21 protein-coding genes are annotated in these 22,900 nt (G+C 67.2%); 10 read left to right on the forward strand and 11 right to left on the reverse strand.

Features of this window, described 5'->3' with window-relative positions:
• Complete coding sequence (locus DFO47_RS02445) at positions 1-567, reverse strand: hypothetical protein (RefSeq protein ID WP_133830552.1); 567 nt, start codon at positions 565-567, stop codon at positions 1-3.
• A 149-nt stretch (positions 568-716) separates the two neighbouring features.
• Here DFO47_RS02445 and DFO47_RS02450 point away from each other — a divergent pair, with 149 nt between their 5' ends.
• The 3 genes from DFO47_RS02450 (at position 717) to DFO47_RS02460 (ending at position 4,451) form a co-directional block, all read left to right on the forward strand.
• Positions 717-2,936 (forward strand): S9 family peptidase, encoded by a 2,220-nt coding sequence (locus DFO47_RS02450; RefSeq protein WP_133830553.1) that lies wholly within the window; start codon positions 717-719, stop codon positions 2,934-2,936.
• 107 nt (positions 2,937-3,043) lie between these two features.
• Complete coding sequence (locus tag DFO47_RS02455) at positions 3,044-3,250, forward strand: DUF2945 domain-containing protein (RefSeq protein WP_026264575.1); 207 nt, start codon at positions 3,044-3,046, stop codon at positions 3,248-3,250.
• A 4-nt stretch (positions 3,251-3,254) separates the two neighbouring features.
• The gene (locus DFO47_RS02460; protein ID WP_109045236.1) at positions 3,255-4,451 is read left to right on the forward strand and encodes an FAD/NAD(P)-binding oxidoreductase; all 1,197 of its coding nucleotides are present in this window, start codon (positions 3,255-3,257) and stop codon (positions 4,449-4,451) included.
• Here DFO47_RS02460 and DFO47_RS02465 read toward each other — a convergent pair.
• From DFO47_RS02465 to DFO47_RS02475, 3 genes are read right to left on the reverse strand one after another with little or no spacing between them, the layout of a single operon-like run.
• Entirely contained in the window at positions 4,435-5,007 is a 573-nt protein-coding gene (locus DFO47_RS02465; RefSeq protein WP_133830554.1) for a GNAT family protein, read from the reverse strand. The genes DFO47_RS02460 and DFO47_RS02465 overlap by 17 nt on opposite strands.
• 5 nt (positions 5,008-5,012) lie before the next feature.
• Positions 5,013-6,173 carry an acetate kinase gene (locus DFO47_RS02470; protein ID WP_133830555.1) on the reverse strand — a complete coding sequence of 387 codons (1,161 nt, stop codon included), beginning with the start codon at positions 6,171-6,173 and terminating at the stop codon, positions 5,013-5,015.
• Between the two features lie 55 nt (positions 6,174-6,228).
• Positions 6,229-6,585: a VOC family protein gene (locus DFO47_RS02475; protein ID WP_133830556.1), complete on the reverse strand. Its 357-nt coding sequence runs from the start codon at positions 6,583-6,585 to the stop codon at positions 6,229-6,231.
• Positions 6,586-6,687: 102 nt separating this feature from the next.
• Between DFO47_RS02475 and DFO47_RS02480 the strand changes: the two genes are divergently transcribed.
• The gene (locus tag DFO47_RS02480; protein WP_018761722.1) at positions 6,688-6,975 is read left to right on the forward strand and encodes a hypothetical protein; all 288 of its coding nucleotides are present in this window, start codon (positions 6,688-6,690) and stop codon (positions 6,973-6,975) included.
• Between the two features lie 68 nt (positions 6,976-7,043).
• Here DFO47_RS02480 and DFO47_RS02485 read toward each other — a convergent pair whose 3' ends face one another.
• From DFO47_RS02485 to DFO47_RS02500, 4 genes are all read right to left on the reverse strand, one after another.
• Positions 7,044-8,240, reverse strand: a complete 1,197-nt coding sequence (locus DFO47_RS02485; protein WP_133830557.1) for a fumarylacetoacetate hydrolase family protein — start codon at positions 8,238-8,240, stop codon at positions 7,044-7,046.
• A complete protein-coding gene (locus tag DFO47_RS02490; protein ID WP_133830558.1) occupies positions 8,237-9,781 on the reverse strand; it encodes an aldehyde dehydrogenase (NADP(+)) in 1,545 nt (514 codons plus the stop codon). Before DFO47_RS02490 ends, DFO47_RS02485 begins: the two co-directional genes overlap by 4 nt.
• Complete coding sequence (locus DFO47_RS02495; RefSeq protein ID WP_133830559.1) at positions 9,778-11,124, reverse strand: enolase C-terminal domain-like protein; 1,347 nt, start codon at positions 11,122-11,124, stop codon at positions 9,778-9,780. Before DFO47_RS02495 ends, DFO47_RS02490 begins: the two co-directional genes overlap by 4 nt.
• 167 nt (positions 11,125-11,291) lie before the next feature.
• On the reverse strand, positions 11,292-12,017 hold the full coding sequence (locus DFO47_RS02500; RefSeq protein ID WP_243835307.1) for a GntR family transcriptional regulator: 726 nt from the start codon (positions 12,015-12,017) through the stop codon (positions 11,292-11,294).
• 240 nt (positions 12,018-12,257) lie between these two features.
• Between DFO47_RS02500 and DFO47_RS02505 the strand changes: the two genes are divergently transcribed.
• The gene (locus DFO47_RS02505) at positions 12,258-13,589 is read left to right on the forward strand and encodes an MFS transporter (protein WP_018761727.1); all 1,332 of its coding nucleotides are present in this window, start codon (positions 12,258-12,260) and stop codon (positions 13,587-13,589) included.
• A gap of 75 nt (positions 13,590-13,664) precedes the next feature.
• Here the strand turns inward: DFO47_RS02505 and pta are convergent, their stop codons facing one another.
• Positions 13,665-15,785 (reverse strand): phosphate acetyltransferase, encoded by a 2,121-nt coding sequence (gene pta, locus DFO47_RS02510; protein WP_133830560.1) that lies wholly within the window; start codon positions 15,783-15,785, stop codon positions 13,665-13,667.
• Between the two features lie 156 nt (positions 15,786-15,941).
• Here pta and DFO47_RS02515 point away from each other — a divergent pair, with 156 nt between their 5' ends.
• From DFO47_RS02515 to DFO47_RS02535, 5 genes are all read left to right on the forward strand, one after another.
• A complete protein-coding gene (locus DFO47_RS02515; RefSeq protein ID WP_133830561.1) occupies positions 15,942-16,409 on the forward strand; it encodes a hotdog fold thioesterase in 468 nt (155 codons plus the stop codon).
• A 7-nt stretch (positions 16,410-16,416) separates the two neighbouring features.
• Positions 16,417-17,769 (forward strand): phenylacetate--CoA ligase PaaK, encoded by a 1,353-nt coding sequence (paaK, locus tag DFO47_RS02520; RefSeq protein ID WP_018761730.1) that lies wholly within the window; start codon positions 16,417-16,419, stop codon positions 17,767-17,769.
• A 61-nt stretch (positions 17,770-17,830) separates the two neighbouring features.
• On the forward strand, positions 17,831-18,484 hold the full coding sequence (locus DFO47_RS02525; RefSeq protein WP_018761731.1) for a TetR/AcrR family transcriptional regulator: 654 nt from the start codon (positions 17,831-17,833) through the stop codon (positions 18,482-18,484).
• A 103-nt stretch (positions 18,485-18,587) separates the two neighbouring features.
• Entirely contained in the window at positions 18,588-19,712 is a 1,125-nt protein-coding gene (locus DFO47_RS02530; RefSeq protein ID WP_133830562.1) for a trypsin-like peptidase domain-containing protein, read from the forward strand.
• Between the two features lie 14 nt (positions 19,713-19,726).
• Positions 19,727-20,032 (forward strand): hypothetical protein, encoded by a 306-nt coding sequence (locus tag DFO47_RS02535; protein ID WP_018761733.1) that lies wholly within the window; start codon positions 19,727-19,729, stop codon positions 20,030-20,032.
• An 85-nt stretch (positions 20,033-20,117) separates the two neighbouring features.
• Here the strand turns inward: DFO47_RS02535 and DFO47_RS02540 are convergent, their stop codons facing one another.
• Together DFO47_RS02540 and paaZ are read right to left on the reverse strand one after the other, a co-directional pair.
• Positions 20,118-20,513 carry a VOC family protein gene (locus DFO47_RS02540; RefSeq protein WP_018761734.1) on the reverse strand — a complete coding sequence of 132 codons (396 nt, stop codon included), beginning with the start codon at positions 20,511-20,513 and terminating at the stop codon, positions 20,118-20,120.
• A gap of 275 nt (positions 20,514-20,788) precedes the next feature.
• Positions 20,789-22,900: a phenylacetic acid degradation bifunctional protein PaaZ gene (gene paaZ / locus DFO47_RS02545; protein WP_133830563.1), complete on the reverse strand. Its 2,112-nt coding sequence runs from the start codon at positions 22,898-22,900 to the stop codon at positions 20,789-20,791.

Here is a 22,900-nt window from a genome sequence, read left to right on the forward strand (position 1 = left end):
TCACGCTGCGGGGAGGAGCCGCCACCAGGCATGTTCGGGGTGGGCGGCAAGGCGCATCCGGGCGGGGTCGGCCAAGGCCTCGTCCCGGTGCAGGCCAGGGAGGATTTTGAAGCTGATGGATCCTGGGACGCTGACCAGTTCAAGGACCCGCCAGAGGGCGGCGGCGTAACGGCGCGCCTGCTCGGCACCGTCCCACTCGTACAACCCGCGGTAGGCGCCGAAGGTATCGTGGGCGCACCACAGCTTGGACACGAACCCCGGGAACCCCACGAACAGCGGGGTGTTCAGGAGGCTTTCGGCCTCGAACAACCTGTGCGCCCGGCCGCGCACCAGGCGCAGGGTGAAGGTGACTACGAGTACGCAGGGCTCCGCGGCGGGAGGGCGGCCGACGGCGGTCTCCCGGTAGACCCGCGCGGCGCTCCCGTCCGCGAACCGCAACATCCGGCCCACGTTCCCCGCAGGCAGGTGCACTTGCCTGCGGGCAAGCATCAGGGCGGACGTCCCCACGCATTTAGCCACGGCCAACCAGGCTTTGGCCCGGGGAGCCGGGCCGGATTCGAAGGACATGGCGCCCCCTTTCCTTGCGGTGTTCCCTCCAGCCTGACCCGAACCGCCGCAGGCGTCCCAGAGTCTTTCGTCCCGTGCGGTCCGGTCCGCCGCTCCCCCGTCAGCGAACGGCCTGCGGACTTGCAGGGACGGGTCTATATATTGAATCCATGACCTCCACCCCGCTGCAGGATTCCACCGGCACCTCCGTCCCGGCACCCCCGGTTGCCAAGAAGATTCCGACCGAACGCACCCACCACGGGGAGACCTTCGTGGACAACTACGAGTGGCTCCGGGACAAGGAATCCCCGGAGGTGGTGGCGCACCTGCGGGCCGAAAACGAGTACCAGGAAGCGGTCACCGCCGGCCAGGAGCCGCTCCGCGAGGCCATATTCCAGGAGATCAAGGGCCGCACCCAGGAAACCGACCTTTCCGTCCCGCACCGGAAGGACGGCTGGTGGTATTTCAGCCGCTCGGCAGAGGGCAAGGAATACGGCATCCACTGCCGGGTGAAGGCGCAGGACACCGGGGACAAGGTGGCCGACTGGACTCCGCCGGCCGTCGAGGCCGGCATGGGTATCCCGGGCGAAGAAGTCCTGCTGGACGGCAACGTCGAAGCTGAGGGCAAGCCGTTCTTCTCGGTGGGCGGCACCGCCGTGACCATCGATGGCCACCTTTACGCCTACGCGGTGGACAACTCCGGCGATGAGCGCTTCACCCTCCGGATCAAGGACCTTCGCACCGGCACGCTGCTGCCGGATGTCATCGAGAACATCTTCTATGGCGTCTCCTTCTCCCCGGACGGCACCCGCCTCTTCTACACCGTGGTGGACGAGTCCTGGCGCCCCTACCAGGTCAAGTCCCATGTCCTGGGCACGCCCGTGGCCGACGACACCGTGGTGTACCAGGAGGACGATCCCGCCATGTGGCTGGGCTTCGAGCTCTCCGCGGACCGGCGCTACCTGGTGCTCGGCATTGGCTGCTCGGAGTACAGCGAAACCCGGCTGCTCCGTTTCGACGACCCCGCCGCAACGGTCAGCACCGTCATTTCGCGGGACGAACGCATCCTTTACGAGGCAGAACCCTTCCTGCTGGACGGCGAAGAAAAGATCCTGCTCACCCACAACCGCGGCGCCATCAACTCGATGGTCTCCCTGACGGACCCGGCTGAGCTGCACAAGCCGCTGGCCGAACAGACCTGGCAGACCGTCGTCGAGCATTCCGACGACGTCCGCGTCAACGGCGCGGGCGTCACCTCCACCCACCTCATCGTCTCCGTCCGCAAGGACACCATCGAGCGGGTCCAGGTGATGGGGCTGGCCGGGCTGGGCACGCCCGCGCAGCAGGCCCCGGTGGAGCCTGCCTTCGATGAGGAGCTGTACACCGCCGGGGTGGGCGGCTCGGACTACGACGCCCCGGTGATCCGGCTCGGCTACACGTCCTACTTCACGCCGTCGCGGATCTACGACTTCGTCCTCCCCACCCCCGAACTGCCCGCCGGCGACCTGCTGCTGCGCAAGGAAAGCCCGGTACTGGGCGGCTACGACGGAAGCGACTACATCGCCACCCGCGAATGGGCCACCGCCGGCGACGGCACGCGCATCCCGCTCTCCGTCCTGCGGCACAAGGGCGTCAAGCAGGATGCGACGGCAGCGGGCCTGGTCTACGGGTACGGCTCCTACGAGATGAGCATGGACCCCGGATTCGGCATCGCCCGGCTGTCCCTGCTGGACCGTGGCGTGGTGTTCGTGATCGCCCACATCCGTGGCGGCGGCGAATTGGGCCGGCACTGGTATGAGGACGGCAAGAAGCTCACCAAGAAGAACACCTTCACCGATTTCATCGACGCCACGGACTGGCTGGCGAACTCCGGCTGGGTGGACCCGGCGCGGATCGCGGCCCTGGGCGGTTCCGCGGGCGGCCTGCTGATGGGCGCCGTGGCCAACATGGCGCCGGAGAAGTACGCGGCGATCGTGGCGCAGGTGCCGTTCGTGGATCCGCTCACCAGCATCCTGGACCCGGACCTGCCGTTGTCCGCCCTGGAGTGGGAGGAATGGGGCAACCCCATCACGGACCCCGAGGCCTACGCGTACATGAAGTCCTATTCGCCGTACGAGAATGTGCGGGCGGTGGCTTACCCCAAGATCGCGGCCGTGACGTCCTTCAACGACACCAGGGTCCTGTATGTCGAGCCCGCCAAATGGGTGCAGGAGCTGCGGAACAAGACCACCGGGTCCGAGCCCATCGTCATGAAGATCGAGATGGACGGCGGCCACGGCGGGGCCTCCGGACGCTATGTGCAGTGGCGTGAGCGTGCGTGGGACTACGCCTTCATCGCCGACGCCCTGGGCGCCACCGGGCTGCTTCCAGGCGCCGGGCTGAAGCAGTAGCGCCTGCCTGCCACCGCCCTGTTCCCGGAAATGCTCACCATGCTTACCATTGTGGGGCACTTGTTTTCCGATCCGGGCAAAGGTCCGGGCTACCAAAAGGGGCAGGCATGTCATTAAGCAAGGGAACGCACGTGGAGTGGAACACTTCACAAGGCAAGACCCACGGCAAGATCGTGGAAAAGAAAACCAGCGATTTCGAACTCGACGGCAACACGCACCGCGCCAGCGAGGATGAGCCGCAGTATGTGGTGGAATCGGCCAAGACCGGCGCCCGCGCGGCGCACAAGGCATCCGCCCTGACCGAAAAGAAGTAGGCCCGTGGCTGCCCGCCACGAGGTTGTCATTATCGGTGGCGGCAACGCCGGCATCTCGCTGGCGGCCAGGTTACAGCGCTACGGCGTCCAGGATGTGGCGGTGGTCGAACCCAAGGACCACCACCTCTACCAGCCGCTGTTCTCGCACATCGCAGGCGGCCGGGCGCAGGCCCGGGAAGCCGTCCGGACCCAGGAGTCGGTGACACCGGCGGGCGTCACCTGGATCCGGGATGCCGCGGTGGACGTGGACGCCAACGCGAACACGGTCACCCTGGCGTCCGGAGCCTCCGTTGGCTACGGGCAACTGGTGGTGTGCCCGGGCCTGCAGTATGACTGGGACGCCGTTCCGGGCCTTGCCGACGCCGTGCACTCGCCACACGGCGCCTCCCATTACGAGTTCGACCTTGCCCCCAAGGCCTGGACCCTGCTCAGCGGCCTGGCCTCCGGCACCGCCGTGTTCACCATGCCCGCCGGGCCCGTCAAGTGCGCCGGAGCCAGCCAGAAGCCGATGTACCTTGCCTGCGACTACTGGCGGGAGCAAGGCGTCCTGGACAAGATCCGGGTGGTGATGGTCCAGCCGTACCCCACCGTCTTCGGGGTACCGGAGGTGGACCGGGAGCTGGACCGGAAGATCGCCGAGTACGGGATCGAGTTGCGGACCAACAGCGAACTGGTTGCGGTCAACCCCGGCGAGCGCAGGGCAACCATCCGCGACCACGCCGCAAACATCACCGAGGAGCTTACGTACGACGTCCTCAACGCCGTCCCGCCCCAGTCCGCCCCGGACTGGCTGAAGGCCACGGACCTGCCGGCCGCCGGTGGCTCCGGCGGGTTTGTGGAGGTGGACCGCCAGACGCTGCGGCACCTGCGGCATGACAACGTGTGGTCTTTGGGCGACGCCGCGGGGACCAGCAACTCAAAGTCCGGCGGCGCCTTGCGAAAGCAGGCCACGGTCCTGGCGAAAAACCTGGTGGCCGCCCGCAAGGGAAAGCCGCTGCGCGCAAAGTATGACGGGTACTCGGTGTGCCCGTTCACGGTATCGCGGGACACCGTGGTGTTCGCCGAATTCGACGACCAGTACCGGGTCAAGCCCAGCATCCCGCACGTTCCCACCTGGAATGAGAGCAGGCTGTCCTGGGTGGTGGACCGGGACCTCTTCCCGAAGATCTATTGGAACCTGATCCTCAAGGGCCGGGCGTAGGTTCCCTTTCCCGGCTCCATTCGTCGGCCAGGACGGCGTAGACCAGTTCGGTGGCCCACTGGCCTTTGTAGAACCACTTGTCCACATGCCGCGCCTCCAGCCGCATCCCCAGCCGCTGGCAGAGCGCCGCGGAGGCGGTGTTGAGCTCATCCAGCCGGGCCTCGATCCGGCGCAGGCCGAGGTCCCCGAAGCCGAGGTCCAGGACCGCCGCCGCGGCCTCGGTGGCGTACCCCTTGCCGCGCGCCTGCGGTGCCGTGGACCAGCCGATTTCCGCCTGCCCGCGGCCCGGGAGCCACTTCAGTACCACTTCGCCCAGGAGGCCCGGCTCATCTTTGGCCTCGATGGCCAGCGACAGCCAGTCGCCCTCCTTCTCGTACACGAAGTTGGCGTACTTGCCCACGTACTCCATGGATTTGGTGTAGCTTTTGGCCGGTCCCGGCAGGAAACGGGCAGTCTCGGCGAGTGAATGGTAGGCGTGGAAGGCGTCCAGGTCGCGGCCTTCGAAGCGGCGCAGGACCAGCCGGTCGGTGTGGATTGGCAGCAGGATCTCCGGCATGCCGGTTACCTGTTTGAACCGACGACGGCGGCCGTCGCCTCGGCGATCGCGCGTTCCTCATCCGTGGGAACCACCAGGACGGGGATCGCGGAGGACGGTGCGGATATCACGCGCGGCTCCCTTGACCGTTTGGCGTTCAGGCCGGCTTCGAGCTCGATGCCCAGGGCGCCCAGCCGGTCCGCAACGAGCGCCCGGAACTGGGAGGAATTCTCGCCAATCCCCGCGGTGAAGACCAGCGCCTTGGCACCGCCGACCGCCACATGGTACCCACCGATGTACTTGGCCAGCCGGTAGGACGCCACCGCCAGCGCCATGGCGGCTTTGGCATCCCCGGATTCGGCGGCCTCCACCACGGCGCGCATGTCATTGTTCCCGGCCAGGCCCTTCAGCCCCGATTCCCGGTTCAGCATCGAGTCGATGTCCTCCGGAGTCCACCCGGCGCGGCCCAGGAACACCAGGATGGAGGGGTCAAGGTCGCCCGAGCGGGTGCCCATCACCAGGCCTTCGAGCGGGGTGAAACCCATGGAGGTGTCCACGGACTGTCCGCCCCGGATGGCGGTGACCGACGCGCCGTTGCCCAGGTGGGCGATGACGCCGTCGAACTCTTCCGGGGGAAGGTCCAGCAGCGCGGCCGACCGGCGGGCAACGTACTCGTGCGAGGTGCCGTGGAAGCCGTACCGGCGGATCCCGTGGTTGGTGTAGAGCTCGTCGGGGACGGCGTAGCGCCAGGCGTATTCGGGCAGGGTTCGGTGGAAGGCGGTGTCGAACACGGCCACCTGCGGCATGTCCGGCCATTTCCTGGTGATGGCGCGGATGCCCAGGACGTTGGCGGGGTTGTGCAGCGGCGCCAGCGGGTTGAGGCGTTCGATGGCACGGGTGATCTCGTTGTCGATCAGCACGGGTTCGGCAAACCGCTCGCCGCCGTGCACCACCCGGTGGCCCACCGCGCCCAGTTCCAGGCCACCCAGTTCCTGGTGGATGGCGGCATCCACCTGCTCCAGGGCTTCCGCGTGGTCCCGCGGGCCCTCGATCTCGCCGTCGCCTCCGCCACCGTTGCCCATCCCGATCTTCTCGATCAGCCCCTCGGTGAGGACAGTCCCGGCGGCGACGTCGCGGACCTGGTACTTCAGCGACGACGAGCCGGAGTTGATGACGAGCACGAGCATGCGGGGCCTCCTCAGCCTGGCGTCAGCAGTTCAAACCCCACTATAGGTGGCGCCGCTAACGGTCAGTCAGCAGCAGCGTGTTCCCGTCCGGGTCCTTGGCCGTGAAGAAGAGGCAGACATCCGGCGAGCCCGTAATGGACCCCACCGGGACGCCCTGCTCCGCCAGCTCCGCGCGCTTGGCGTCCAGGTCATCGACTGTGAAGTTGCACGTCGCCCACGACAGCCCCGGGGAAACCTGGATGCCGCTGCCCGGGCCCATCAGCGTTACGGATGCGGTTCCGCTGCCGGCAAGGAGCGCCGAGAATCGGTTCGCGTCCGCGACGGTTAGTCCCAGCATGCGGCTGTACCAGTGGGCCGCCACCTGAGGGTCGCGGACGGGGATGAAGGCGGTGGTGATGGCTGTACCGGGCATGCCAGTGATGGTAACCGATGAGTGCACTCTTTCCTTGCGCATGCACCCCGGGTGTGCCTATGGTCGGCGGACAAGGCTGGACCACGGCGAGAGGACATTTCCATGACGAGCGAGCCCACTTCGATCGACGAAAACGACCCCACCAACACGGGATCCAGCAGCACCGCCCCGCTCAATGCGGGCTCCGGCTCCGGGAAGAAAGACCCCACCGTGGTGGAGGGGGCCAACCCCGCCCTGGACGATACGGGCAACCTCAAGGCCGCCGAAACCGGCGAGGCCCCGCAGGCACCGGAGCACCCGGAGGACCTTGACCTGACCCCGCAGGGCCTTTCCGACGAGCCTGCCAAGGAGGAAGATCCGGAGAGCATAGCCAAGCCGGACAACAGCTAGGCTCCCCCATTCCAAAGGACGACGACGGCACTTGCGAAAGTGCCGTCGTCGTCCTTTATCCGTAAAGACTAGGCGCGGGCGCCCTGTCCCTGCCCCGCCAGGTACTCGAAGAGCCGGCGGAGGCCGAAGGTCCATTCCGGCAGTTCCTCGCATGGACCCACTGTGTTGACCAGGGCGCCCAGGTGGCGGCTGCGGATGGTGACCACATCGCCGTGCTTGTGGGTGAAGCCCTGTCCCGGCTCGTCCCGGTCCTGGGTGGGCGCAAAAAGGGTCCCCGTGAACAGCGCGAAGCCGTCCGGATACTGGTGGTGCTTGCCGTGGGTGGCGGCCACGAGTTCCTCGAAGGGCCTGCTGATGCGGGCAACGCTGTTCCGGCCCTCCAGCAGGTACCCGTCCGGACCGTCCACGCGCAGCAGGATCTCCTCATCGCGCAGCGTCTCCAGCGTGAAGGTCCCGTCGAACAACCTGATGAACGGCCCCAGCGCGCTGGATGCGTTGTTGTCCTTGGCCTTGCCCAGCAGCAGGGCGCTCCGGCCTTCCACGTCCCGCAGATTGACGTCGTTGCCCAGCGTGGCACCCACCACCCGCCCGCCGGCGGTGGCAATGAGCACCAGCTCCGGTTCCGGGTTGTTCCAGGACGAGAAGGCCGGGATGCCGATTCCATCGCCGAGGCCGACCGATGACAGGACGGGCGCCTTGGTGAAGACCTCGGGGTCCGGACCGATCCCCACCTCCAGGTACTGCGACCACAGCCCTTCGGCGACCAGGACCCGCTTGGCTTCAGCGGCTTCCGCCGAGCCGGGCCGGAGGTCTGCCAGGCTTCCCCCCAGCGCACGGCCCACCAACTCCCGCACCTCCGCAGCCCGCCCGGCGTCGCCCGCGCAGCGCTCCTCGATGACGCGCTCGATCATGCTGTCCACGAACGTCACGCCGCAGGCCTTGATGACCTGGAGGTCGATGGGCGCCAGCAGCCGGGTGCGGGTGTGGTCACCCTGCAGGGAGGCGTTGACGACGTCGGGCACCGCCCACCGCGGTTCGGCGAGGGTGGGATCCAGCAGGGCAGAGCGGACGGCAGCGGCGGGGTCCGGCAGTTCCATCAGCGCGGCAACGGTGGGGGCCAGGCGGTTCAGGTCGAAGACGGTGTTCCCGCTGACGGCCACCACGCGCGGACCCGCCGTTTCCCCATCCCAGACCCGGCCGATGAGCAGCGCCGCGTCGGCGTCCTCGGGAAGGACGGAACGTGCTGCCCCGGACAGCGGGCTCACTGCTGCCCCTCCTTCCCGGCTCCGCCGACGCAGGTGCGTCCGGCCGGATGCTGCCACACGCCGTCGACCCTTTGCGGGACCCGCCAGGGGTTGCTGTCCTGCAGGGGTTCGGGCAGCCGGGACGCAGGGAACGACTGGTAAGCCACCGGGCGGAGGAAGCGGCGGATGGCGGCCGTGCCCACGGACGTGGTGTTTGAGGTGGTGGCCGGGTACGGGCCGCCGTGGTGCTGGGCGTAACTGACCGTGACGCCCGTGGGCCACCCGTTCCACAGGACGCGCCCGCTGATGTCTGCAAGCCGGGCAACGAGTTCGGACACGTCGTCGTCCTCCTGGGCCTGGAGGGTGGTGGTCAGCTGCCCTTCCAGCAGGTCCGCCAGCCCGGGCAGTTCGGCCTGGTCCCGGTACTCCACTACCAGGCTGGCGGGGCCGAACATCTCCTGCCGGAGCAGGTGCGGGTCCTTCCGGACTTCCTCCGCAGTGGTGTGCAGGACCGTGGGGGCCGGTTCCTCCGCAAAGTCGCCTGCCACCAGGACATCCACGCCGGCACTGTCCCGGAGCGTGGCCACGGCATCCGCGTAACCGGCGTGCAGGCGGTCGCTCAGGAGCCGGGACGGAGCGAAACCGGCCAGGGCCTCCACCAGCTGGGCGCGGATCCCCGCTGCATCCCCCGCGGGGACGAACAGCAGCCCCGGCTTGGTGCAGAACTGTCCCATGCCCAGGGTGAAGGAACCGGCGTACCCCGTGAGGATCTCCGCGCGCCGGGCCGCCCATGCGTTGGGTGCCACGAAGACGGCGTTGATGCCACCCAGTTCGCCGAAGAACGGGATGGGCTCGGGACGGGCAGCAATCCTGTCGAGCAGGGCACGGCCGCCCGCGGTGGATCCGGTAAAGCCGATGGCCTTGACCAGGGGGTGGTCCACCAGCCCTTCGCCCGCCTGCCGGCCGGTCACCAGGGAGAACAGGCCCGACGGCGCCCCTGCAGCATCCAGGGCATCGGCCACTACGCGGGCGGTGCGGGCAGCGAGTTCGCGGTGTGCGTCGTGTGCCTTGTGCACCACGGAGCAACCGGCGGCCAGGGCCGAGGCACTGTCCCCTCCCATCACGCTGAACGCGAAAGGGAAATTGGATGCGCCGAAGACGCCCACGACGCCGAGGGGCACGTTGTACCGCCGGAGGTCCGGCCGCGGACCCATGCCCCAGGCCGGGTCCTCGTGGTCGATGGTGGCGTCAAAGTGCTCGCCCTGGCGGATTTCCGCCGCGAACAGCCGCAGCTGGAAGACGGTCCGCTTCAGTTCCCCCTCCAGCCGGGCGGTACCAAGGTGGGTTTCCCAGGCGGCCGTTTCCACCAGTCCGCCGGCGTCCTGCTCCAGGCCGGCGGCAATCGCTTCGAGCCAGCCGGCACGGGTAGCCGGATCCACGCGGCGGCCCTGGTCAAAGGCAGCTGCTGCGGCTTCCACTGCCGCGTCCAGGGCACCAGGCGTGGTGGGCCCGGCGCTACGGTCCGGGGCGAGGCCGACGGCGGCACTTGCTCCGGCGGTCACCGGCCGGCTCCGGCAGGGGCCGGGGCTGCGCCGGTCACGGCGGCGCGGTTGCCCACTTCCTGCCACCCGGCACCGTTGGGGAATTCCCAGCGGGAGCGGGAGGCGCTGAACATCTCGGCGCCCGTGCCCGGGAGTTCGGGCGCGGCGTAGCGGCCGTTGATGATCCGGACGGGTTCGGCGAAGTGCTCGTGCAGGTGGTCCACGAATTCGATCATGCGGTTTTCCTGGCTCCGGCCCACCACTGCGTAGTCGAAGAAGGAGAAGTGCTGGACCAGTTCGCACAAGCCCACGCCGCCGGCGTGCGGGCAGACGGGCACCCCGAATTTGGCGGCCAGCAGCAGGATGGCGATGTTCTCGTTGACGCCGGCCACCCGGGTGGAGTCGAGCTGAAGCACGTCGATGGCACCGGCCTGGAGCAGCTGCTTGAACACGATGCGGCTTGCCACGGCTTCACCGGTGGCCACCCGGACCGGCGCCACACCCCTGCGGATTTCTGCGTGGCCCAGGATATCGTCCGTGCTGGTGGGTTCCTCGATCCAGTACGGGTTGAATTCCGCGAGCTGGTTGACCCATTCAACCGCCTCGGACACCTCCCACCGCTGGTTGGCGTCAATGGCGATGGGCAACCCGCCCACGGCGTCGCGGGCCAGGGCCATCCGCCGGCGGTCGTCGTCGATGTCCCCGCCCACTTTGAGCTTGATCATGGAGAAGCCGTCGGCTGCGGCCTCCTTGCTCAGCCGGACCAGCTTCTCGTCGCTGTATCCCAGCCAGCCCGGGGAGGTGGTGTAGGCGGGGAAGCCGCCGGCCTTGAGTTCGGCGATGCGCTGGTCCCTGCCTTCCTGGCCGGCGCGGAGGATCTCGAGGGCTTCTTCGGGGGTGAGGGCGTCGCGGATGTGGGTGAAGTCCACCACGCTGACCATTTCTTCGGGTGTCATTTCGGCGAGAAGGAGCCAGAGCGGCTTGTTCTCCCGGCGGGCACGGATGTCCCACAGGGCGCTGACCAGGGCGCCGCAGGCCATCTGGGTGACGCCCTTCTCGGGTCCGAGCCAGCGCAGCTGGGAGTCATGGACCAGCAGCCTGGAGGCCGCGCCGAGGTCGCCGATGAGCTCATCGATGTCGCGGCCCACCAGCAGGCGGGCATAGGCGTCAATAGCGGACGTCAGGATGTCATTGCCGCGGCCGCAGCTGAAGATGAAGCCGTGGCCCTCGTCGCCCGCGTCGGTGCGGATGACCACGTAGGCGGCGGAGTAATCGGGGTCTACGTTGACCGCGTCTGAACCGTCAAGCTCAAGGGACGTCGGAAAGCGGACGTCCTGGGTGTTGATGGACGTGATGGAAGGCATGGATCTCAACTTTCGGAGCGGAACTGGCGGAGGGAAAGATTCGATTCCTATACGAATTTCTAAAATCATATAGGAAGTGCGATTCAGGTCAACCCCCCATCAGCGGCAGGCCCGGCCCGGGAACCCAAAAGCCCGGCCCTTGCGGACCGGGACTTTTCGCCGGATTCCTAGGATGTGATGATGTGCCTGCGCGGCGGGCCGCCGTCCTCCAGCGGTGGCAGCTCACCCTCGAAGGCCTGGGCGAAGCGGTCAAAAGAGTTGCGGATGTGGGTGGTCATGGCCGCCTCAGCCCGCTCCGGATCGCAGGCCTCGATGGCTTCCCGCACGGCCGTATGCTCAGCCACGGTAATGGCGCCGTCCACGTCCGCCGGGTACAGCCGGAAGGTGTGCAGGTGGCAGTGGGTCTGCGCAAAGGCATGCCGGACCACGGGGTTCCCGGCGGCGGCAAGGATGGTGTCGTGGAAGCGGGTGTCATGGGCCACCAGGTCCTGCCGCAGGTCGCCGGTCCGCTTCATGATGGCACGGAAACTGCTCAGCTCCCTTTCCAGCGAGCCGGCCGGATTGGCAAGGCGGTCCACGGCCGCGGCCCGGGCCGCCCACGGTTCCACAAGGAGCCGGAATTCAAACAGCGAGCGCAGCTCCGGCAGGTCAAGCAACGGGGTGGTGCTGTAGCCGCGGCCGGGGTTGTAGACCACCAGGTTGTCGCCTTCAAGCCGCTGCAGCACCTCACGGACGGGCGTCTGGGACACGCCCAGGCCGCGGGCTACGGCATCGATGTTGATCCGGGTGCCGGGAGCAATCTCCCCTTCCAGGATGGAGGCACGCATCGCCGAATACACATCGGGCACGGCTGCCTTGCCGCGGGAAGTTTCGGACGATTGACGTGGGGGCACGCGGTTACCTCTTGCACTGGATTGCTGGTACTGAACGGCGGGAAGCCGCTTGGGGGAATCATAAGCCACGGGGCGCCGCAGCCTTCATCGAAGGATTTTTTCGGCGGGGACTTGATCCGGGTCACACTTTCTATATGATTAACCCGATTCCTATATGATTTTGGCGCAGATGCCTTCCGCGCCTGCCCCTCCCGCCGTGCGCACCGCACCCGAAGCCATGTATATGTCGAAGGAGACCGCATGACTACGCTCGGAAGTAAAACCTCCATCACCACTTCATCCCGGCAACCCCGCCTCATGACCCGCAAACGCTGGGTGATCATCTGGCTTGCCTTCATTGGCTTGAGCATCAACTACCTTGACCGCTCCAGCCTCAGCGTCGCCCTCCCGTTCATGGGCAAGGATTTTGAACTCAGTGCCACCCAGCAGGGCCTGATCTTTGCAGCGTTCTTCTGGGCTTATGACTTCTTCCAGCTCGCCGCCGGCTGGTACGTGGACAAGGTGGGCCCGCGCCGCTCGTTCTCGCTGGCCGCCGTGTGGTGGTCCGTCTTCACCATGGTCACCGCCGCAGCGTCCAGCTTCTGGTCACTCTTCGCCGCCCGTTTCCTCCTCGGCGTGGGTGAGAGCCCGGCGCCCAGCACTGCAGCCAAGGTGGTGGCCACCTGGTTCCCGGTCCGCGAACGCGCCTTTGCCACCAGCATCTGGGACTCCGGTTCGCGGGTGGGAGCCGTGATCGCGCTGCCGATCGTCACCCTGATCGTCGCCTTCACGTCCTGGCACGCGGTGTTCATCATCATCGGCGTCCTTGGAATCATCTGGGCCGCCGTGTGGTGGAAGTACTACCGCAGCCCGGAGGAGCACGCCGGCGCCAATGCCGCCGAAGTCAGCTACATCCAGGAGGGCGGTGCCCGCGGAGCGGCAAGCGACGACGAAAACGCGGCCAAGCTCCCCTGGCGTTCGCTGTTCAAGTACCGCACCATCCTCAGCATGATGTTCGGCTTCTTCTGCCTGAACAGTGCCATCTATTTCTTCATCACGTTCTTCCCCAGCTACCTGGTTAAAGAACGCGGCTTCGACCTCCTCAAGCTCGGCTTCTTCGGCGCCATCCCCGGCATCTGCGCCGTCCTGTTCGGCTGGCTGGGCGGCTACCTGGCTGACCGTGCCGTGCGGGCAGGATCTCCCGTCAGCAAGGTCCGCAAGACGGCCATCGCCGGTGGCCTGGCCGGCGGCTCCGTCATCATGTTTGCCGCATTGGTCCCGGAGGCCTGGATGGCCCTGGCCCTGCTGTCCATCGCCTACTCCAGCCTCACGGTGGCCGCCACCGGCATCTGGTCGCTGCCGGCTGATGTCGCACCGAGTTCACGCCACGTCGGTTCCATCGGCGGCCTGCAGAATTTCGCCTCCAACCTGGCCGGCATCTTCACGCCCATCCTGATCGGCGTCTTGGTGGACCAGACCGGATCCTTCGTGGCGCCGCTGGCCGTGATCGGCGCAATTTCCCTCATCGGGGCCGCCAACTACCTGTTCGTCATCGGCAAGATCCAGCCGCTGCAGGTCAAGGCAGCCGCCTAGGAATTCCCCGCCCCAAGCAAATGGACGACGACGGCACCTGCGAAAGTGCCGTCGTCGTCCTTTGTGCGTGGCGCCCTAGGACGCCGGTGCCTCTGCAGGGACCTGCGCCCGCTCCGGCCCGGCATCGCGGGCCTGCGCCTGGATGGCAGTAATGGCCACCGTGTTCACGATGTCCTCCACCGTGCAGCCGCGGGAGAGGTCGTTCACCGGTTTCCGCAGCCCCTGCAGGACCGGCCCCACGGCGACGGCGCCGGAGCTTTGCTGCACCGCCTTGTACGTGTTGTTGCCGGTGTTCAGGTCCGGGAAGATGAACACCGTCGCCTGGCCGGCCACGGAGGAACCGGGCATCTTGGACGCGGCAATGGAGGCGTCGACGGCGGCGTCGTACTGGATGGGCCCCTCCACGGCGAGGTCGGGCCGGCGGGCACGCACCAGTTCGGTGGCCTGCCGCACCTCGTCCACCGCCTCGCCGGACCCCGAGCCGCCGGTCGAGTACGAGAGCATGGCCACCCGCGGCTCCACCCCGAACTGGGCGGCGGTCTCGGCCGAGGCCAGGGCAATGTCCGCAAGCTGTTCGACGTTCGGATCCGGGTTCACGGCGCAGTCCCCGTACACCAGCACCCGGTCCGGCATCAGCATCAGGAACACCGAGGACACGATCTTCACGCCCTCGCGGGTCTTCACGAACTCCAGCGCAGGCCGGATGGTGTGCGCGGTGGTGTGCGCGGCGCCGGACACCATGCCGTCCACCACTCCCAGCTGGACCATCATGGTGCCGAAGTAGCTGACGTCCTGCATGATCTCCAGGGCCTTGGCCAGGTCCACGCCCTTGTGGGCCCTCAGCTCGGCATATTTCTCCGCGAACTTCTGCCGCAGCTCCGAGGTGGCGGGATCGATGATGGTGATTCCTGACAGGTCGATGCCGTTCGCTGCGGCCAGCTCGCGGACGTCCGATTCGGGCCCCAGGAGGGTGAGGTCGCAGACGTCCCGCCGGTGCAGGATCTCGGCTGCGCGGAGGATCCGGACATCGGTGCCCTCGGGCAGGACCACATGGCGGCGCTGGGCGCGGGCGCGTTCGATCAGGTCGTGCAGGAACCGCAACGGGGTCATGCGTTCGGCCCGCGGAAGGTGCAGCCGCTCCACCAGTTCGGCTTCGTCCACCCGGCGGGACCAGAGGCCAAGCGCCGACGCTACCTTGCGGCGGTGCCCGGACCAGATCTCGCTGCGGACCTCGGAGACCCGGCGCGCCGTCTGGTAGGTGTCCTCGTCCGCCGCGAACACTGGAAACGGCGCTTGCGCCAGGAGCGGATAGATGTTGGCATCCGGCGCCAGGCCGCCGGTGAGGATCAGCGCGGACGCCACGGGGAACTCCGGCGAGAAGGAGGATGCCAGGCAGGCCACCATTACGTCCGCCCGGTCACCAGGCACGATCACCAGGGCCCCCTCGTCCAGGACGTTCAGGAAGTTGCCCACGTTCATGGCGGCAACCTTGATGTCCTTGACGTCGCGTTCCATATCCGGCGTTCCCGCGATCTGCCGGACACGCAGGGCCGTCGCCACCTCGCCCGTTGTGGGCCGGGCGATCTCTTCGAGTTCGGGCAGGATATACACGGGCCGGCCGGACGCGCCCGGCTTCAAGGCCGCCGCAATGGCATCCAGGTCAGCGGCGTCCGCCCTGTTGACCATGATGGCCAGCAGCGAGCAGCGTTCGGCGGCAAGTTCCTTGCGGGCAACTTCCACGGCGGCGGCAGTTTCGGCAACCGTCCGCCCCTTCGCGCCCACCACGGCCACCACGGGCGTGGCGAGGTTGTTGGCCAGCCGGGCATTCAGGTCGAATTCGACGGCGGAGTCCTGGCCCACCAGGTCCGTCCCCTCCACGATCACCACATCGCAGTGCCGGGCAATGTCGGCGTAGATCTCCACGCACCGGGCGTCGATCTCCGCGCGGTTGCCTGCCGCGAGGAGTTCGCGGACCTCCGCATAGGTCAGGCCGCCGCGGCACAGGTCATCGTCCAGGGCAAACCGGGCCTTCATCAACGCCACCATGGGGTCGTCCGCGGCGGAGGGGCCGTGGACCACGGGCTTGAAGAAGCCGATCCTGTCCGCGTGCCGGTGCAGGGTGTCCGCCAGGCCCAAGGCCACCAGGGACTTGCCCGACCCAGGGGTGGTTGCGCTGACGTAGATGCCTTTGGCCATGGTCCGCCCTTTGCTGTGCTTGCTCGTGCCGGTCCTCCCATCCTTGCACTACACGCGGCCCGTGGGCACACGTGCGCGCGGCCCACCCTTGACACCGGCCCCCCTCATGGGATTACCTAATGAACATTCGGTAAATAAAGCTGGAGGCAATGACGCATGGCTGAAGCAACACTTTCCGGGGCCACGCACCCCATCCTGGAAAACGACTACGCCTCCGAATGGATGGGCATCGAGGTCCTCGCCCTCAGCGACGGCCACGCCACCATCCGGATGACCCTCCGGCAGGAAATGCTCAACGGCTTCGGCATGGCCCACGGCGGAATGATCTTCGCCTTCGGCGACACCGCCTTCGCCCTCGCGTGCAACCCCATCCAGCCTGCACCGGGCGAGGAAAACACCATCACGGTCGCGTCCGGCGTCGACATCAATTTCCTCAAGCCGGCATTCCGCGGCCAGGTGCTCACCGCCGTCGCGGACCGCCGCTCCAGCGCGGGGCGCAGCGGCCTGTACGACATCCAGATCTTCGCCGCCGACACCGCCACGGCCTCCGAAACCCACCCCAGCTCCCCGGGCGAGCTCATCGCCGAGTTCCGTGGACGCAGCCGCACCATCCCCAAGAAGTAGGAAAACCATGACCCTGCATGCCCCCGAAACCCCCGCCGCTGCCGGCATCGACCCAGGCCTGGACCGCGAAGAGACCATCTCCCGCGACGAACTCGAAGCCCTCCAGCTCAGCCGCCTGCAGCACACGGTGGCCTACGCCTACGACCGGGTCCCGCTGTACAAGCGCAAGTTCGACGACGCCGGCATCCACCCCAGCGACCTGCGCGAACTTGAGGACCTGGGCAACTTTCCCTTCACCACCAAGGACGACCTCCGCGCCGAGTACCCCTTCGGTATGTTCGCCGTGCCGCAAAGCGAAGTAGCCCGGATTCACGCCAGCTCGGGCACCACCGGCCGGCCCACCGTCGTCGGCTACACCAAGCAGGACCTGGCTGATTGGGCCAAGCTGGTGGCCCGCAGCTTCCGTGCCTCCGGCATCCGCCCCGGCATGAAAGTCCACAACGCCTACGGCTACGGCCTGTTCACCGGCGGCCTGGGCGCCCACGCGGGCGCCGAAGCCCTGGGCTGCACCGTCATCCCCATGTCCGGCGGCCAGACCGAACGCCAGATCCAGCTGATCCAGGACTTCAAGCCGGACGCCATCCTGGCCACCCCCACCTACCTGCTGACCATCGCCGACGCGATGGCGCACATGGGCATCGACCCCGCCTCCACCTCGCTGAAGTTTGCAGTCCTGGGCGCCGAGCCGTGGACCCAGGAGATGCGGCACGAGCTCGAAGTGATGATGGACATTAAGGCCTGCGACATCTACGGCCTGTCCGAGGTCATGGGTCCGGGCGTCGCCGGCGAAGCGGTGGAAACCCAGGACGGCAGCCACATCTGGGAGGACCACTTCCGTCCCGAGATCATCGATGCCTTCAACCCGGTGGCCGGCAAGGAGAACGTCCTGCGCGACGGCGAACACGGCGAGCTGGTCTTCACCTCGCTCACCAAGGAAGCGCTGCCGATCATCCGGTACCGCACCAAGGACCTCACCCGCCTGCTCCCGGGAACTGCCCGCCCCGCACACCGCCGGATGGGACGCATCACCGGCCGAAGCGACGACATGATCATCCTGCGCGGCGTGAACCTCTTCCCCTCCCAAATCGAGGAAATCGCCCTCCGCATCCCCGAACTCAGCCCGCACTTCCAGCTCGAGCTCACCCGGCCCGAGGGCCAGCGGATGGACCAGCTGACCGTCCGGATCGAACGCCGGGACACCGTCACCGTTGAACAGAGCACGACGGCGGCCCGCACCTTGAAGGAGCAGATAAAGATCCACGTGGGGTCCTCGTGCACCGTGGACGTAGTGGAACCGGGCTCGCTGGAGCGGTCCAACGGAAAGCTGCGCCGCATCTACGACCTCCGCCCGAAGGCTTAATGGTTCCGGTGGCGCTGCGCCGTCCCCGGACCTACCGACCGTTCGTGAGAAACTAGCCACTATGCCCAGCGCCAGCAGAACTGCCAGCACCGCCGATACCCCAGCCGCCCACGGAACAGCCGCCAACGGCACCAAGCGGGGCCGCCCCGGCTATGACCAGCAGTCTGTGCTGCGCATCGCCGTCGACGTCTTCAACCGGCACGGCTATGACGCAACCTCGATGGGCATCCTGGCCGAGAACCTGGGCATTTCCAAGTCCGCCATCTACCACCACGTGCCGTCCAAGGGCGACCTGCTCAAGCTCGCGCTGGACCACGCCTTGGGCGGGCTTGAAGCCATCCTGGAGCAGCCGGAGGCCACTTCCGGGGCGGCCGATGCCCGGCTCGAGTTCGTGCTGCGGCAAACGGTGGCCGTGCTCGTGGAGCGCCTGCCGTTCGTCACTCTGCTGCTGCGCCTGCGCGGAAACACCGAGATCGAACGGGACGCCCTGGAACGGCGCCGGACCTTCGACCACAAGGTGGCCGGCCTGATTTCGGCTGCCCGCGACGAAGGATCGCTGCGCGCAGACATTGATCCCCGGACCGTCTCGCGCCTGCTGTTCGGCATGATCAACTCCATCGTGGAGTGGTACAAGCCGGGCGGTTCGCTGTCGCCGGAGAAGCTCGCCGACGACGTCATCACCGTTGCGTTCGACGGCCTGCACAGCAAAGGATAGGAGCCTGGTCCAGCACGCATCACCGCTGATAATAAGCGTGCTTGGTATTTTTCCGGCTCCCCCGCTACGGTGGTAGGAAGCCACCACCCGCAGGGAGGTCCTGATGAGCCAGGCCAGTGATCGGCAGCGTTCCCGCCGCCTCCAGGCAGCAGCTGCCGCCGGAGTGCTCACTGCCGGCCTTGCACTGGGCGGCTGCACCGGAACGCCAAGTCCTCCGGCCCCCAGCAGTTCCTTCCCAAGCCCGGCACCGTCGTCGTCCGCGGGCAGTTCCGCCCCGGCTTCCGGGACGCCGGCACCCGGCGGCGACGCCGGCACCGCGGCGGGCAACCTGCCCCAACTCGTCGAGAACCTGTCACCGTCCGTCGTCACCATTTTCACGCAGAGCGGTCTTGGCAGCGGCGTGGTGTACTCAGCGGACGGGCTGATCCTCACCAACGAGCACGTCATCCGTGGTGCCACCACAGTGGAAGTGGGCTTCGCCGACGGGCAACGCGTCGAAGGGACCGTAAAGGCAAGCGACGCCGTCACCGACCTGGCACTGGTGCAGGCCAAACGCACCGGCCTGCCGAAACCGACCTACCAGACCAACCTGCCCAAAGTGGGCGAGGGCGCCCTGGTCCTTGGCTCACCCCTCGGGTTTGAGAACACGGCCACCGCCGGCATCATTTCCGGGCTTCACCGCTCCATCCCAGGCTCCGCCTCCAACAGCCTCTCCCTGGTGGACCTGATCCAGACGGACGCACCGATCAGTCCGGGCAACTCCGGCGGCGCCGTGATCAACATGCGCGGCGAGGTGATCGGCATCAGTGAGGCCTACATTCCGCCGTCCGCGGGCGCCGTTTCGCTGGGCTTTGCCATTCCCGCCGCTACCGCCGTGGACGTGGCGGAGGAACTGCTGGCCAGCGGCACTGCGAAGCATGCCTACCTCGGCCTGACTCCGGGCGAGCTTACGGCACAAATTGCGGACCAGCTGGGCATCCAGGGCGGATCCGGGGTGGTGGTGCTCGCAGCCGACACGGACGGACCCGCGGGACGGGCAGGAATCCGGCCCGGCGACGTCCTGCAGTCCATGGAGGGCGTGGAACTCACCACGCCTGAGAAGCTCCTGGCGGAACTGCGCAAGCGCAACCCCGGCGACACCGTAGGCTTCAAGGTCAAGCGCGGAGACCAAAGCCTGGACATCAAGGTGGACCTCACCGACAGGCCCGCCACCAATACCACCCGATAGGAAAGGAAAAGCAGATGAGCCACCCAAAGGAAGAACCCGAGGCAGGGTACATCGTTCCGGATCCCTCGAAGCTCCGCGAAGACATCGCCGGTGATTCAGGTGACGAGGCCAACGCAATCCGCTTCAGTGAGGAACAGGCCCTGATCGAGGAACAGTCCCACGGCATCCGTCCGGACACCTACAGCGTCCCGCCGGGAGGCCCCACCATGGACGAGGCCAGGGGCAACATGGACCTCTCGGACCGCAGCGAAGAAGGCCACGGTACCGGGCGCGAGGATGACAGCAGCGACGACGGCCTGCACGGCGGCGCCGAAAGCTGACACCAAGGTCAAACGTTCCATAAACCGCAGCAGGGGCGCCCCGATGAGACCGGGGCTCCCCTGCTGCGGTTTTGTCCCTTGGCGCCTAGACCTGGTATTCCGGATTCGCCACGAGGTTCTGGTGGACGCAGAGGATGTTGTGCTCGGTGTCCATGAACCACGCGCATTTTTCGGATTCCGTGGTGCAGATGTGGTTTTCCGTCCTCAGGGTGGGAAGGTCATAGTCCTGGAACATTACGCCCCTGGCCTCCATGTCACGGACGGTCCCCTCAATGTCGGCTACCTCGAAGCTCAGCGCTGTGTGCTCGGAGTGCTTGCCATCGGAGACGGGCATCAGCTGCAGCATGGGGCCGCCGTCGGTGCCGAGTAATTCGCTTCCATCGTCTGTCATTCCGCGGTGCGGGAGTCCGAGCTTTTCGGTGTAGAAGCTGCGGGCGCGGGCTGCGTCGTCGACTGGCAGGATGGTTGTGGCTGTGCTCATTCTAAGGTTCATGTGGCCACCTCCTACGGGCAGAATCTTACGCCCGGGCTGCCGGAAAAGCCCCTCCCCAATACGCCCGCTCACTTTCGACACCCAAACCCCAGACGCCCGCTCACTTTCGACGCCCAAACCCCAAACGCCCGCTCACTTTCCCGAAAGAAGTGAGCGGGCGTCCCGGTGGAAGCCGCCAGAAGTGAGCGGGCGTCTCGGTGGAAGCTGCCAGAAGTGAGCGGGCGTTCCGGTGGAAGCCGCAGGAAGTGAGCGGGCGTTCCGGGCTACTTTTCGACGAGGGTGAGGACGTCGTAGGTGGCCACGATGTCGTCATTCTGGTTGGTCAGGACGGCGTCCCAGGCCACCTCGCCATATTCGTCCGTTTCGCGCGGGGTGATCTTCTTGGCCGTGAGGGTGACCCGGATTGAATCGCCGGCGGCAACGGGGGTGATGAAGCGCAGGTTCTCCAGGCCGTAGTTGGCCAGCACGGGGCCCGGGGCGGGTTCCACGAACAGTCCTGCGGCCCAGCTCAGCAGCAGGTAGCCGTGTGCCACGATGCCCGGGAAGAACGGGTTGGCTTCCGCCGCTTGCTGGTTGGTGTGCGCGTAGAACGTGTCGCCCGTGGACTCCGCAAAAGCGGTAATGTCCGCCAGCGTGACCTGCCGCAGGTCAGAGCGGACGGCATCGCCGATCCGTAGAGTGGCGAGGGATTTCCGGAACGGGTGCGCGCCTTCGGTTTCCACGGTGAAGTTGCGGTCCGCACCGGTATGCCAGACGCCGGTGACGGCGGTGAGCATGTTGGGTGAGCCCTGGATGGCGGTGCGCTGCATGTGGTGCAGCACGGACCGGATGCCACCGAGTTCCTCGCCGCCGCCGGCGCGCCCCGGGCCACCATGGACGAGGTGCGGCACCGGTGATCCGTGGCCGGTGGACGAGCGGGCGTCCTCCCGGTTCAGCATCAGGACGCGGCCGTGGTGCGCAGCGATTCCGGTGACCAGTTCCCGGGCCACCGTGGGGTCGTTGGTGCAGACCGAGGCCACCAGGGAGCCGCCGCCGCGGGCGGCAAGGCGGACGGCGTCGGCCAGGTCGCGGTAGCCGATCACGGACGATACCGGTCCGAATGCTTCGAGCGAGTGGATTGCGTCCGCTTCGGGGTTGTCCCAGTTCAGGACGACCGGGGCCATGAACGCCCCGCCGTCCACCACGCCGGTGGTTCCGTCGGCCGAGGTGACCGACGGCGAATCGAGGGTTCCGTACGCAAGCTCACCGCCGGCGTCGAGCATGGACTGGACGGCCGCCCGGACGTCCCTTAACTGTTCCACGGACGCCAGTGCGCCCATGGTGACGCCCTCGCCGCGGGGGTCGCCCAGGACGATGCGTTCCGAGATGCGCTTGCCGATCGCGGCGGTGACGGCGGAAACCAGTTCCTGCGGCACGATGGCGCGGCGGACGGCGGTGCACTTCTGCCCGGCCTTGACGGTCATTTCGGTGACTACGGACTTGACGAACGCATCGAATTCCGGTGTGCCCTCCACCGCGTCAGGGCCAAGGATGGCAGCGTTCAGGGAGTCCGTCTCGGACGTGAACCGCACTCCGCCCTCCACCACGTTCGGGTGCGCCTTGAGCGACTTTGCGGTGGACGCCGAGCCGGTGAAGGCGACGAGGTCGCGGTAGTCCAGGACGTCCAGCAGCCCGCGGACGGAACCTGAAATAAGCTGCAGCGACCCTGCCGGCAGGATGTTGGATTCAACGATGGCCTTGACCACGGCCGCAGCAACGTAACCGGTGGGGGTGGCCGGTTTGACGATGGTGGGGACGCCGGCCAGGAAGGCAGGGGCGAACTTCTCCAGCATCCCCCAGACCGGGAAGTTGAAGGCGTTGATCTGGACGGCAACACCGGGAATGCGGGTGTAGATGTGCTCGCCGGCGAAGGAGCCGTCCTTGGACAGCACCTCCATGGGCCCGTCCACCACTACCTGGGAGTTGGGCAGTTCGCGCCGGCCTTTGGAACCGAAGGTGAACAGCACGCCGATGCCGCCGTCGATGTCCACCATGGAGTCGATCTTGGTGGCACCGGTCTGGAACGAGAAGTTGTAGAAGTGCTCGCGGCGGGCGTTCAGGTACTGCGCCAGTTCCTTGAGCTTGAGGGCGCGCTGGTGGAAGGTCAGCTTGCCCAGTTCCGCCTGGCCGGTGGTGCGGCCGTATTCGACGACGGCGGCCAGGTCCAGGCCCTCCGTGCTGACCTTGGCCAGGATTTCCCCTGTGCTCGCATCCCGGACGGGCACCGCGGAAGCCGACGAGCCGGCGTCGGGCGTCCACCAGGCATCCTTGACGAAGCTGGGCACTGTCTCCACGGTGTCGACCGTGGCCTGGGGAGCTGTGGCTGTGGTGGTCAT

Origin of the sequence: Arthrobacter sp. AG258, from assembly GCF_004364695.1 — a bacterium.
Classification (GTDB): domain Bacteria; phylum Actinomycetota; class Actinomycetes; order Actinomycetales; family Micrococcaceae; genus Arthrobacter.